Raw genomic sequence first — 12,507 nt, forward strand, 5'->3', positions numbered from 1 at the left:
CCCGAGGACGGCAAGGAGGAGAACCCGGTCAACCTCGACCCCCGCATGGCCAAGCTCGCCGGCGGCGTCCACCGCCTCGACGGCCAGCTCATGGTCGTCCTCGACGTCGATCGCGTCCTCGAGCTCGAAACCAAAACGCAAATGGCTGCCTGAACCGACGAAACCATCGAAGCCGGAGAAGCAAAATGAAGACGTGTTTGGTGGTCGATGACTCCAGCGTGGTGCGCAAGATCGCGCGCCGGATCCTGGAAGGACTGGAATTCGAAGTTACCGAGGCCGAGGACGGCGCGAAGGCGCTCGAAATCTGTCAGCGGCAGCTGCCCGATGCGGTGCTGCTCGACTGGAACATGCCCGTCATGGACGGCTTCGAGTTCATGGGCCACATGCGCCGCCTGCCCGGCGGCGACCAGCCCAAGGTGGTGTTCTGCACCACCGAGAACAACGTGGCTCATATTGCCCAGGCGCTCAGCGGCGGCGCCAACGAGTACATCATGAAGCCTTTCGACAAAGACATTATCGCCGACAAGTTCGCTGAAGTTGGTTTGATCCCGGTCGGACAAGCCATGGTCTGAGTGTGTCTGACCCGAGTGTTCGGGCCAGAGTGTTCCAGTACAGCTTCCGAGAGGCCATCCGTGACCCCGACCGAGTATGAGTATCTGCGTAAGTTCCTGAAGGACAGTTCCGGTCTCGACCTGTCCGCAGACAAGCAATATCTGATCGAAAGCCGGCTGCTGCCGCTCGCCCGCAAGGCCGGGCTCTCGGGTATCGCCGAACTGGTGCAGAAGCTGCAAGCCGGCTCGCGTACGCTGATCACCGACGTGGTCGAGGCGATGACCACGAACGAGACCTTCTTCTTCCGCGACAAGGTCCCGTTCGATCATTTCCGCGACCACATCATGCCCGAGATCATCAAGGCGCGGGCCGGCCGCCGCAGCGTGCGGATCTGGTGCGCCGCCGGCTCGACCGGGCAGGAGCCTTATTCGCTGGCGATGTGCCTGAAGGAGATGGGCGCGGCCCTCACCGGTTGGCGGGTCGAAATCATCGCGACCGACCTGTCGCAAGAGGTGTTGGAAAAGGCGAGAGCCGGCGTCTACAGCCAGTTCGAGGTGCAGCGCGGCCTGCCGATCCAGATGCTGGTCAAATATTTCAAGCAGACCGGCGAGACCTGGCAGATCAATCCCGAATTGCGGGCGATGATTCAGCATCGCCAGCTCAACCTGCTGCACGATTTTGCCCAGCTCGGCACCTTCGACGTCATCTTCTGCCGCAACGTGCTGATCTATTTCGACCAGGACACCAAGATCAACATCTTCAACCGGCTGGCACGCCAGATCGAGCCGGACGGCTTCCTGGTGCTGGGCGCCGCCGAAACCGTGGTCGGACTGACCGATACGTTCAAGCCGATTCCGGAGCGGCGCGGCCTCTACAAGCCGAACGATCCGCGTGCGGCAGCAGCCAGGCCGGCTCTCGCCGCAGCGACGCCACGCATGGTGGCGATGGCGGGACAATAACATGGCCGAGGATGGCAAGGGCGCGGAGCGCGTGACGTTCAGCCGCGGTTATGATGTCTGCATCATGGCCATCGACGGCACCTGGCGGCGGGACTGCAAGCTCAACGCAATCTCCGACACCGACGCCATCCTCACGGTGGAGGGCTCGATCCAGGGATTGAATCTGAAGGAGTTCTTCCTGCTGTTGTCGTCAACGGGCCTCGCCTACCGCCGCTGCGAGCTGGTCCGCGTCAACGGCGCCGAAATGGACATCCAGTTCCTGCGCGGCAAGAACAGGAAGAAGCGCGGTGCGGCCGGCGACCACGACGCCGCGGCGTGATCTGGCCGCAGCTGCCGCCACTGTTTCCGGCACGTTGCTTCACATTCGCTGAACACATTCGAATCAATTGGCCGCAGCAGCTTTACATCGCCTAAGCGCGGGCCGTGTATCCATTGATGGTCTCAATCAGGATACGGCAATGCCCAGAAGTTCTCTCTCCCCCATCCCGTCAAACCTGCCCGACGTCGCCGAGCGGCGTCCGCTCCAGCTCCTGGTGGTCGACGACGACGCCACGCAGCGCCACCTGATCACGGTCGCGGCCAGGCAGGCCGGCCACGAAGTCACCGTGGCGCCATCCGTGACGGACGCGATCGAGAAGCTCCGCACCGCGCGCTTCGACTGCGTGACGCTCGATCTCGTGCTGGAGGATGGCGACGGCATCGACGTGTTGCGCGAGATGGCGAGCGCGAAATTCGCGGGCTCCGTGATCGTCATCAGCGGCATGGACGGCAGACGCCGCAGCGCCGCCCGCAGCTTTGCCCGTTCCGTCGGGATCGAGCTGCAGAGCCTGCCGAAGCCGCTCGATCTCGCGGCACTGCGCATCAGCCTCGCCAATCTCGGCAAGATCGCGATGGGCCTGCCTGCGATCCACACCTGGGGTGGTGTCGTCAACGACGCGATTGTGGAACGGCACCGCGCCTGAGCCGCGGAGCTGCCATGCAAGCGGCTGCGGCGGCTCCGCCGCGCTGATTGCGGCTTAGGCCGGACTGCCGGACTCCGACAATTGTTGCAGGGCGTGGTCGAGCCCCGCCCGGCAGGCAATGAGCGCTGCGCTCGCCGTGGCGTAGCGCGGCGTGACGTCGTCGAGCACGATAATTTCATGGGAACCCGCGACAACGCTCACGTGCCCTGCCGCGTCTTCCTCCGCCATGACTGCGTCGATCAGGCGCAGACTGATGTCGATGCGTGCGATCAGAGAGCGAAGATCGGTTGCGATCAACTGACGGCTGTCAGTTGCACGCGCCGTGACAAGCGGGGCTTTGCCAGCGAAATTTAGCATGGATAATCTCCGTGTCCCGCAATTAGGCACCTTGCCGCTACTTGTGCGTTAAGTCCATGTCCCGTACAAATACGGGTGGGCCGAATCCGCGCCGAGCGCCATAAGGGTTGGCGCGGACGCGAGTCCTTCATGCCAACCGGATGTGGCACATGGCCGAACAAAGCTCTCGCGGTGAAATCTTCGTAGTGGACGACGACCCTGCCGTTCGCGACACCTTGTCCATGGTGTTGAAGGCGGCGGGCTATGACGTGATCTGTTTTGCGGACGGTGCAGCGCTGCTCTCCGTCGCGCGAAGCCGCACACCGGCCGCGATTTTGCTCGACGTGCATATTCCAGGAAAGTCGGGCCTCGACATCCTGAAGGAGTTGCACGGCGAGGACTATCCGGCGCCGATCTTCATGATCTCCGGTCAGGGCGACATCGCGATGGCGGTGGGGGCGATCAAGAGCGGCGCCCTCGACTTCATCGAGAAGCCGTTCCGCGGCAGCGAGATCGTCGGCCGGCTCGACGAGGCGATCGGCGCCTATGCACGCAGGCAGGCGCAGAATGCGGCGCCGAAGTTCGGCTCGCTGCATTTCCCCGGACGCGAGCCGTTGACGCGCAGGGAGCGCGAGGTGCTGGAGCAGTTCGCCTCCGGTGCATCCAACAAGGAAGCCGGCCGCACGCTCGGGATCAGCCCGCGCACGATCGAGGACCATCGCGCCAACATCATGAAGAAGCTCGGCGCGCGCAATGCCGCCGATCTGATCCGCATCGTGATGACCGCAGCCCAGCGCGCGTCGTAGGCGGCTGATCTCTCTCGCGCCCCGGACGCGGTGCATCATGAAAATGATGCGCCGCTGAGCCGGGGGCTCATCTCTCCAACTTCACGGCTCAACATTCTCGGTCACGGCTGCTGCACAGCAGCGCTCGCGCGCCGCAGTGCGTCCGGGACACGAGAGCAATCACCCGCTCAGCGCCTTGCGGATGATCCGCGCCAGGTCCGATTTGCGATAGGGCTTCGCCAGCAGGAGAACACCCGAATCCAGCCGGCCGTGATGGATGATCGCGTTCTCGGTATAGCCTGACGTGTAGACCACCTTGAGATCCGGACGCGTCTTCATCAGTTCGTCGGCGAGCTGCCGTCCGTTCATCTTGCCGGGCATGATGACGTCGGTGAACAGAAGGTCGAACGGCTTTCCGCTGGCGACGATCGCGAGCGCCTCCGCAGCGTTCGCAGCCTGCAAGGTGACGTAACCCAGCGAATGCAGTTGCGCCAGCACGTAGTCACGCACCAGCCGGTCGTCCTCGACCACGAGGATCGTCTCGTGTCCGCCCTCGATCGTCGCCGGCGTCACGCCCTCGCCGACCGCTGTCGCCGTCTTCCCGGGCGGCAGGTACATCTTGATCGTGGTGCCGTGGCCCTCCTCGCTGTAGATCTTGATGTGACCCGCGGACTGCTTGATGAAGCCGTAGACCATCGAAAGCCCGAGCCCGGTGCCCTTGCCCGGTCCTTTCGAGGTGAAGAAGGGGTCGAACACCCTGGGCAACATGCTCGCAGGGATCCCGGTGCCGGTGTCGCTCACGGCGATCAAAACGTAATGCCCCGGCGGCGCATCGTTCGCACTGGCATAGACCTCGTCGAGATAGGCGGCGCCGGTCTCCAGGATCAGCTTGCCGCCGCCGGGCATGGCGTCGCGAGCATTGAGCGCGAGGTTGAGGATCGCGGTGGTGAGCTGGTTGGGATCGACGATCGCGACGCAATTCTCGTCCTCGAACACCGATTCGATCTGGATCTGCTCACCCAGCGTCGGCCGCAACAGTTTCGCGGTGTCGACGATCAGCGAGTTGATGTCGATCTCGCGCGGCTGGAGCGGCTGCTTGCGTGCGAAGGCGAGTAGATGCTGGGTCAGACCGGCGCCGCGCGCGGCAGCCTCGTCGATCATCTTCGTGATGGCCGCGAGCTGTGGTTCCCTCGCGACCGCCTCCGCGAGAATCTCGATCGTCCCGGTGATGACGGTGAGAATGTTGTTGAAGTCATGCGCCACGCCGCCGGTAAGCTGGCCGACAGCCTCCATCTTCTCGGCATGACGGATGCGTTCTTCGGCGGCGACCTTGTCGGTGAGGTCGCGGCAGAAGACGTTGAACAGAAGGCCCTCGCGACGCTTCAGGGCGGTGACGCTCAGCTCGGCTTTGAATTCCTTGCCGTCGCGGCGGCGGCACATGAGCTCGCGGCGGCGGTTCAGCGTCCTGCCGTCCTCATCATCGAGGAAGCGCCTCAGTCCCGCCCTGACCCTCTCGCGCTCGCTCTCGGCGACGATCAGATCGATCGCGCTCTTGCCGAGCACCTCGTCGCGGCGCCAGCCGAAGAGCTGTTCGGCCTGCGAATTCCAGCTCAGGATGCTGCTGGTCTCGTCGCTCTGGACGAAGGCGTCGAGCGAGGTCTCGACGATGTTGCGGGCGAGCCGTTCACTCTCGCGCAGCGATTCCTGCGCGAGCCGTGCTTCTGTCATGTCGCGACCGACGAAGAAAAATCGATGCGCCGGCTCGGACCAGTTACCGAGCCAGGACAGCCAGACTTCGTGCCCGTTCTTGTGGAAGCAGCGGGTGTCGGCGAGCTTTGGACGCTCGCCGTGCCGCAAGGCGCGCATCTCGGCGCGCGACTGCTCCAGATGATCGGGATGAATGAAATCGGCGCCGCTGCGGCCGATCATCTCGTCCGGCCGGTAACCGAGAATGGCTTCGCTGCTCGGGCTGATCTGCGCGATACGGCCCCGCGCATCCATGATCATGATCAGGTCCTGCGATGTCTCGAAGATCTGTCGCCGCTCCTCGAGTTGGTGCTGCAGCGCCCGCTCGGCGCGCCGCGCCTCGGTCAGGCTGCTCGCGCTCCCGGAGACGCCGACGATCTCGCCGGATGGGCCCCTGATCGGCGAGAGGCTGAGCGAGATTTCGACCGGCGTGCCGTCCTTGCGCAGGCGCACGGTCTCGAACCGTTCGATCGGCTCGCCCCGCGCGATCCGCTGCAAATAGTCCTTGCCGTGCGCGCGACGGTCGGGCGGGACAATGATCGACGTGGGCCTGCCGATCGCCTCATCCGCCGAATAGCCATAGAGACGTTCGGCGGCCGGGTTCCAGCCCGTGATGACCGCATCGAGCGTCTGCATCACGATGGCATCGTCGGACGATTCCACCGCGGCGCTGAACAGCCTCTCGCGTGCCGCGTGATGGCTTCGCGCGGCCTCGGTGCGGCGATGCTCCTCGATCTCGCGTTCGAGAGCGGCCGTTTTAGCACGCGTCTCCTCGACCATCCGGGCAAAAGCGCGCGCCAGCACGCCGGTCTCGCCGCCGGCATCGACGGGAATCTCCGCTGGACGTCCGCTGCCGATGGCCTGCACCGCCGCGGTCAGGCGCCCGATCGGGCGGGTCAACGAACGCGCCAGCAGCACCGCGAGCGCGGCCGCGGCGAGGACGGCCAAAATACCGACGAGCAAGGAGGTTTTCTGGATGGCCCCTGGCACGAGGCCGAACACAGGCGCCGGAATCGTCTCGATGATTGCGACCCATTCCTTGCCCACGAGCAGCGCCGGCGCGATGGCCGCACCGCTCGGCAGGCCCGATCCATCCGTCATGAGCCGCGTGGATACGTCGAGCGTGCCGGCCAGGGCGGCGAAATATGGAAAGTCCTTGCGCCAGTCGTTGGGACGGTCACGCAATGCGCCGAATTCCCGCGTGCGATCGGGATGGATGAGATAATCGCCGCGCGAATTCACGACGTAGATCCCTCCTCCTGAGGTTGCGGTGGAGCGGAGGCGGTCGAGTGCCGGGCGCATGTCGATATTGGCGACGATGATGCCGAACGGCTTGCCGTCGTCTGCGAACAGAGGCATCGCAACCCGCAAAGTCGGAGCGTGAGCGGCCGTGGTTCCCCCGTGCCGGGTCGCGAGATCGACGGGGGATACGTAGATCTCGCCGGGTCCGAGCCGCATCGTTTCCTTGAAGTAGGCTCGGTCGCCCTTGCGCTCCAGTTCCCGATCCGGGGCGATCCGTGCCGTTCCGCCCGGCCCGGATCGGTCGACGCGGACCAGCTCGCGCTGGTCGTGGTCGACACCGATGATCCGGAACTGCCCATAGATGGGCTTGGCGTCGATCTCGGCCGCGAGCCGCGTCGCGATACGCTCGCGCCAGGTTTGTTCCGAGACGCCATCGATGGGGTCGATTCCTCGATCGGTGTGAGCGCGGATGAGGCCATTGATTGCCGCTGCGGCGCGATAGCCGATCAGATCGCCGCGCACTCCGGCAACGTAGGATTCGAGATTGGTCGCGAGCAGGCGTGACTGGGCTTCAACCCGCTCCAGGACCCGCGGAATGACGGCCTGTGTGGTGTTGCGATAGCCCAGCCATCCGACTGCGGCCACGGTCACCGCCACCAGCAGGATCATCGCGATGGCCAGCCGCGTTGCCAGCGTCGTTGCGAGTTTCATGCAGATTTTCGCCGGACTTGCGGTATCGCGCCTGTTCCGGCCCGGAGCAGAGGAGGTGTCCTGGTCATCTGCAAGTCATCGCCGGCGGCCGTCACGTGATGACCAGTCCGTTCCAGCAACGGCCGGCTCGTGATCTGTGCGGCCGGATCGTCCCCACGATCAGGATGTTGGCCACGTCTGAAATCCTCCGGGTCGGTGGGGAAGTCCCCGACGACCATAATCAAAGCCATGAAAAACATGAAATTGTTGCGCGGATTCTCGTCTGCCGGCAAGCACTTCGAAGCCCCTACGGTCTGAGGCGCCGGCTTATTGCGCTGCACCGCCGAATATGCCCGCCTGAGTGCATAGCAGGGGTTCGCCTCCGGTCCGCCCAGCGTCTTGCCGGGTATGGACGGCCTGTGAGAAGAGCAGGGCGAATCCTTCGGACGGACAAGGAATACAATGACCGACAAGAAGAAGACGCCCGACCAGCTCCGCAGCGCGCGCTGGTTCGCGCCCGACGATCTGCGCTCGTTCGGCCACCGCTCCCGCGCCATGCAGATGGGCTATGCCCCCGAGGAGTGGAAGGACCGCCCGATCATCGCGATCCTCAACACCTGGTCGGACGCGCAGCCGTGTCACATGCACTTCAAGTCGCGGGTCGACGACGTCAAGCGCGGTATCCTGATGGCCGGCGGCCTGCCGCTGGAGCTGCCGGCGCTGTCGCTGTCGGAATCGCTGCTGAAGCCCACCACGATGCTCTACCGCAACCTGCTGGCGATGGACGCCGAGGAGCTGCTGCGCAGCCATCCCGTCGACGGCGTGGTGCTGATGGGCGGCTGCGACAAGACCACGCCCGCGCTGCTCTTGGGCGCCACCTCGATGAACATTCCGGCGATCTATCTGCCGGCAGGTCCGATGCTGCGCGGCAATTGGAAGGGCAAGACGCTCGGCTCCGGCTCCGACGGCTGGAAATATTGGGACGAGCGGCGCGCCGGCAAGATCTCCGACAAGGACTGGCTCGACATCGAAGCCGGCATCGCCCGCAGCTACGGTACCTGCATGACCATGGGCACGGCCTCGACCATGACGGCGATTGCCGAAGCGATCGGCATGACGCTGCCGGGCGCCTCCTCGATTCCGGCCGCCGACGCCAACCACATCCGCATGGCCAGTGAATGCGGCCGCCGCATCGTCGAGATGGTGTGGGAGGATCTGACGCCGAAGGTGATCCAGACCCGCAAGGCGTTCGAGAACGCGATCGCGGTCGCGATGGCGATGGGCTGCTCCACCAACGCCATCATCCATCTGATCGCGCAGGCCCGCCGCGCCGGCCAGGACATCGGGCTCGACGATTTCGAGATCGCCAGCCGCAAGGTGCCCGTGATTGCCAATGTCCGGCCGAGCGGCGATGCCTACCTGATGGAGGACTTCTTCTATGCCGGTGGCCTGCCGGCGCTGATGGGGCAGATCAAGCCGCATCTGCATCTCGACTGCATCACCGTCACCGGAAAGACGCTGGGCGAGAACATCGAGGGCGCCGAGGTGCACAATGCCGATGTCATCCGCGGCATCGACAACCCCATTTACAAGGAAGGCGCGCTCGCGGTGCTCAAGGGCAACCTCGCGCCCGACGGCTGCGTCATCAAGCCCAGCGCCTGCGCGCCGCGCTTCCTCAAGCACACCGGGTCGGCGCTGGTGTTCGACGATTACCCCTCGATGAAGAAGGCGGTCGACGATCCCGATCTCGACGTCACCGAGGATCACATCCTGATCCTGCGCAATGCGGGGCCGCAAGGCGGGCCGGGCATGCCGGAATGGGGCATGCTGCCGATCCCGACCAAGCTCGTGAAGCAGGGCGTGCGCGACATGGTGCGCATCTCCGATGCGCGCATGAGCGGCACCAGCTATGGTGCCTGCATCCTGCATGTCTCGCCGGAATCCTACATCGGCGGCCCGCTGGCCCTCGTGCAGAACGGCGACCGCATCACCCTCGACGTCGCCGCGCGCACCATCAATCTCGATGTCCCCGAGGCCGAACTGGAAAAACGCCGCGCCGCCTGGAAGCAGCCCGAGCGCCGCTTCGAGCGCGGCTATGGCTGGATGTTCACCAAGCACATCAAGCAGGCCAATGACGGCTGCGACTTCGACTTCCTCGAGACCGATTTCGGCGCGCCGATCGGCGAGCCGTCGATTTACTGATGACCCTGTCATTCCGGGGCATCGCGAAGCGATGAGCCCGGAATCCATCGGGCCGCACACTATGCCGCTCGATGGATTCCGGGCTCGCGCAGCGCGCGCACCGGAATGACGAGAAGTGAGAGTATGACATGACAAAACTATCCGAAGCCACCCGCACCAAACTCAAATCCGTCTCCACCGCCACCGTCGCCACCGCCTTGTTCAAGCGCGGCCTGCGCATCCAGATGATCCAGGACGTGCACCCGGTCGGCCCCGGCCAGCCGACCATGGTCGGCGAGGCCTTCACGCTGCGCTACATGCCGGCGCGCGAGGACCTCAACACCATCGACGTCTTCAAGGACCGTTCGCATCCACAGCGCAAGGCAGTGGAAGATTGCCCGCCCGGCGCCGTGCTGGTGATGGACAGCCGCAAGGACGCGCGTGCGGCTTCGGCCGGTGCGATCCTGGTGACGCGCTTGATGAAGCGCGGCGTCGCCGGCGTCGTCACCGACGGCGGCTTTCGCGACTCGGCCGAGATCGCCAAGCTCGGCATTCCCGCCTATCACCACCGCCCCAGCGCGCCGACCAATCTCACGCTCCACCAGGCCATCGAGATCAACGTCCCCATCGGCTGCGGCGATGCACCGGTGTTTCCCGGCGACGTCATCCTCGGCGATGACGACGGCGTCATCGTGATCCCTGCGCATCTTGCCGACGAGATCGCCAATGAGACTTTCGAGATGACCGCGTTCGAGGATTTCGTCACCGAGGAAGTCGGCAAGGGCCGCGGCATTTTCGGCCTCTATCCCGCCACCGATCCGCAGACGCTCACCGATTTCGCGGAATGGCGAAAGAAGAACGGGAGGTAGCGCGCTCGTAGCCGGATGGAGCGGAGCGTAATCCGGGAACAGTCTTGATGTCTGCGCGAATCCCGGATTGCGCTCCGCATCCGGGCTACGACGTCACACCTCCGCCATCCCCGCCGCCCACAGCGCGAACGCATAGACGATCGCGACCTCATCAAGCCGGTCGAATCGTCCCGAGGCGCCGCCGTGGCCGGCGCCCATGTTGGTGCGGAGCAGGACCGGGCCGCCGCCCGTCATGGTGGCGCGCAGGCGCGCGATCCATTTGGCGGGCTCCCAGTAAGTGACCCGGGGATCAGTAAGTCCGCCCATCGCCAGGATCGCCGGATAATCCTTCGCCGCGACGTTGTCGTAAGGCGAGTAGGACAGGATGGTGCGAAAGTCCTTCTCGCTCTCGATCGGGTTGCCCCATTCCGGCCATTCCGGCGGCGTCAGCGGCAGGGTGTCGTCGAGCATGGTGTTGAGCACGTCGACGAACGGCACCTCGGCGACGATGCCGGCGAACAATTCGCCGGCGCGGTTGGCGACCGCCCCCATCAGCATGCCGCCGGCCGAGCCGCCATGGCCGATGATGCGCTTGGCGCTGGTGTATCTGGCGTCGATCAGCGCCCGGGCGCTGGCGGCGAAATCGTCGAACGAGTTTGTCTTCTTCTCGCGCTTGCCGTCGAGATACCAGCCCCAGCCCTTGTCGGCGCCGCCGCGGATATGGGCGATGGCGTAGACGAAGCCGCGGTCGACCAGCGACAGGCGATTGGCATTGAAGGAGGCCGGCATCGCCATGCCGTAAGAGCCGTATCCGTAAAGCAAGAGCGGCGCGGTGCCGTCGAGGCTCAAGCCGCGGCGATACAGGATCGAGACCGGCACCTCGGCACCGTCATACGCCTTTGCCATGATGCGCGTGGTGACGTAGTCGGCGGCATCGTGGCCGGACGGAATCTCCTGCCGCTTGCGCAAGACGCGCGTGCGCTTGACCATGTCGTAGTCATAGACTTCCGACGGCGTCGTCATCGACGAATAGGCAAAGCGCAAATTCGTCGTCTCGAATTCGTAGGAGCCCATCGTATCCAGCGAATAGGCGGCCTCGTCGAAGGCGATGGCGTGCTCTTCGTTCGTGTTGAGGTCGCGGATCACGATCGACGGTAGCGCGTTGGCGCGCTCCAGCCGCACCAGATGGCCGGCATAGAGATCGAGGTCGATGATGTAGATGCCGGGCCGATACGGGATCAAATCGCGCCAGTTCTTGCGCTCGGGCGAATTGAGCGGCGCGGTGACGATCTTGAAGTCGATGGCATCGTCCGCATTGGTGAGGATGAAGAGCTGATCGCCACGGTCGGCCAGCGAGTACTGCACGCCTTCCTCGCGCGCCGCGACGAGGCGCGGCGGCGCCTCGGGATGAGCGAGATCGATCAGCCGCTGCTCGCTCGTTTCGTGGTCACCGCCTGCGATCACGCAGAAGCGGCCGCTGGTGCTCTCGTGCAGATGGGTGAACCAGCCGGCATCCTGCTCTTCATAGACCAGTGTGTCTTCGGCCTGCTTGGTGCCGAGCTTGTGCCGCCACACCTGCATCGGGCGGTGATTGTCGTCGAGCTTCACGTAGAAGAAGCTCCTGCAGTCCGCGGCCCAGACCACGCCGCCATCGGTCTCCTCGACGAGATCGTCGAGTTCCATCCCCGTCGCCCAGTCGCGGACGCGGATCGAGAAATATTCCGACCCCTTGGTGTCCGCGCTCCAGGCCTGCAGCTTGTGATCGTTCGAATGCCGGCTGCCGCCGAACTTGAAATATTTGTGGTCCTTGGCGAGCGCATCGCCGTCGAGCACGATCTCGCCGTCGCCGCCCTCGCGCGGCATGCGCCCGAACAGCTCGTGCTGCCCGCCCTCGCGAAACCTGCGGAAATAGGCGAACGGACCGTCGGGCGACGGCACGCTGGAATCGTCCTCCTTGATCCGTCCGCGCATCTCCCGCACCAGCGTCTTCTGCAACGGCGCGGTGTGCCCGAGCAGGCTGTCGGTGTAGCCGTTCTCTTCATCCAGATACTTGCGGATGTCGGGATCCAGTACGGCGGGATCGCGCAGCACCTCTTGCCACTTCGCGTCCTTCAACCAGGCATAGTCGTCGGTCACGGTGATCCCGTGATGCGTAAAGGAATGCGGCCGGCGCGGGGCGACGGGGGGCTGGGAGGGGGTCTTCGCT

General features: G+C 64.8%; 10 protein-coding genes and 1 pseudogene. 8 read left to right on the plus strand and 3 right to left on the minus strand.

All coding sequences use genetic code 11. The features are described from left to right. The 5 genes and pseudogenes from EHH60_RS38510 to EHH60_RS36600 form a co-directional block, all read left to right on the plus strand. A pseudogene (locus EHH60_RS38510) lies at nucleotides 1-153 on the plus strand (chemotaxis protein CheW); the annotation flags it as partial. Nucleotides 154-185: 32 nt separating this feature from the next. Then, on the plus strand, nucleotides 186-572 hold the full coding sequence (locus EHH60_RS36585) for a response regulator (RefSeq protein ID WP_028181013.1): 387 nt from the start codon (nucleotides 186-188) through the stop codon (nucleotides 570-572). Nucleotides 573-632: 60 nt separating this feature from the next. Then, nucleotides 633-1,511 (plus strand): CheR family methyltransferase, encoded by an 879-nt coding sequence (locus EHH60_RS36590; protein WP_124163969.1) that lies wholly within the window; start codon nucleotides 633-635, stop codon nucleotides 1,509-1,511. Nucleotide 1,512: 1 nt separating this feature from the next. Then, nucleotides 1,513-1,830 carry a PilZ domain-containing protein gene (locus tag EHH60_RS36595; RefSeq protein WP_124163970.1) on the plus strand — a complete coding sequence of 106 codons (318 nt, stop codon included), beginning with the start codon at nucleotides 1,513-1,515 and terminating at the stop codon, nucleotides 1,828-1,830. 139 nt (nucleotides 1,831-1,969) lie between these two features. Continuing rightward, nucleotides 1,970-2,473: a response regulator gene (locus EHH60_RS36600; RefSeq protein ID WP_124163971.1), complete on the plus strand. Its 504-nt coding sequence runs from the start codon at nucleotides 1,970-1,972 to the stop codon at nucleotides 2,471-2,473. Nucleotides 2,474-2,527: 54 nt separating this feature from the next. Here EHH60_RS36600 and EHH60_RS36605 read toward each other — a convergent pair whose 3' ends face one another. Continuing rightward, nucleotides 2,528-2,830, minus strand: a complete 303-nt coding sequence (locus tag EHH60_RS36605; protein WP_124163972.1) for a hypothetical protein — start codon at nucleotides 2,828-2,830, stop codon at nucleotides 2,528-2,530. Nucleotides 2,831-2,979: 149 nt separating this feature from the next. Here EHH60_RS36605 and EHH60_RS36610 point away from each other — a divergent pair, with 149 nt between their 5' ends. Next, a complete protein-coding gene (locus EHH60_RS36610) occupies nucleotides 2,980-3,615 on the plus strand; it encodes a response regulator transcription factor (RefSeq protein WP_061880295.1) in 636 nt (211 codons plus the stop codon). A 159-nt stretch (nucleotides 3,616-3,774) separates the two neighbouring features. Here the strand turns inward: EHH60_RS36610 and EHH60_RS36615 are convergent, their stop codons facing one another. Continuing rightward, entirely contained in the window at nucleotides 3,775-7,293 is a 3,519-nt protein-coding gene (locus tag EHH60_RS36615; protein WP_124163973.1) for a PAS domain S-box protein, read from the minus strand. A 441-nt stretch (nucleotides 7,294-7,734) separates the two neighbouring features. Between EHH60_RS36615 and araD the strand changes: the two genes are divergently transcribed. Then, nucleotides 7,735-9,474, plus strand: coding sequence for an L-arabinonate dehydratase (araD, locus tag EHH60_RS36625; protein WP_124163974.1), 1,740 nt, complete (start codon nucleotides 7,735-7,737; stop codon nucleotides 9,472-9,474). A gap of 128 nt (nucleotides 9,475-9,602) precedes the next feature. Beyond that, nucleotides 9,603-10,322 (plus strand): ribonuclease activity regulator RraA, encoded by a 720-nt coding sequence (locus EHH60_RS36630; RefSeq protein WP_124163975.1) that lies wholly within the window; start codon nucleotides 9,603-9,605, stop codon nucleotides 10,320-10,322. Between the two features lie 93 nt (nucleotides 10,323-10,415). Here EHH60_RS36630 and EHH60_RS36635 read toward each other — a convergent pair. Beyond that, on the minus strand, nucleotides 10,416-12,507 hold a 2,092-nt coding region (locus EHH60_RS36635; RefSeq protein WP_245454694.1), incomplete at its 5' end, for a S9 family peptidase.

The organism is Bradyrhizobium sp. RP6, from assembly GCF_003837805.1.
Classification (GTDB): domain Bacteria; phylum Pseudomonadota; class Alphaproteobacteria; order Rhizobiales; family Xanthobacteraceae; genus Bradyrhizobium.